This window comes from Kocuria subflava (assembly GCF_012163155.1).
Lineage (GTDB): Bacteria > Actinomycetota > Actinomycetes > Actinomycetales > Micrococcaceae > Kocuria > Kocuria subflava.
Map to the genome: position 1 here is coordinate 1 of NZ_JAAVUN010000144.1, position 647 is coordinate 647.

Annotated in this window: 1 protein-coding gene; it reads right to left on the reverse strand. The window is 66.2% G+C overall.

Annotation, left to right across the window (positions count from 1 at the left end; translation table 11 throughout):
- A partial coding sequence (locus tag GTW58_RS13440) for an ATP-dependent helicase (RefSeq protein ID WP_168023597.1) occupies positions 1-647 on the reverse strand: 647 nt, incomplete at both ends.

Genomic DNA, 647 nt, shown 5'->3' on the forward strand with positions numbered 1-647 from the left:
GTGCGCGGACTCGGCGGCGTAGCCCACGATGTTCGCGCCGTCGCCCGTGGAGGTCCACAGCCGCTTGGGCTGCCGCCCGGTGTTCTTGGCGATCACGGCGTTGGCCGCCGAGAGGATGGTCTGGGTCGAACGGTAGTTCTGTTCAAGCAGCACGGTCCTGGCGTTCGGGTAGTCCTGCTCGAAGTCCACGATGTTGCGGATGTCCGCACCACGGAACGCGTAGATGGACTGGTCCGAGTCCCCCACCACGGTGAGTTCGCCCCGTGGGACCGACGCGTCCTGGCCGTCACCGACGATTTCGCGTACCAGGGCGTACTGGGCGTGGTTGGTGTCCTGGTACTCGTCGATCAAGACGTGGCGGTAGCGGCGTCGGTAAAACTCGGCGATCGCGGGGAAGGCCCGCAGCATGTGCACCGTCTGGGCGATGAGGTCATCGAAGTCCAGGGCGTTGGCGGCACGCAGGCGCTGCGTGTACCCGCGGTACACCTGGGCCACGGCCTGCTCCCAGGGGTCGTTGGCGGAGGCCCGGGACAGGTAGGTCTCGTCGTCGACCAATTCGTTCTTGAGCCCTGAGATGGCGTGCTGAATCGCCTTGGGGGCAAAGCGCTTGGGGTCGAGTTCGTTCTGCTTGGCCACGGCCGTGATGG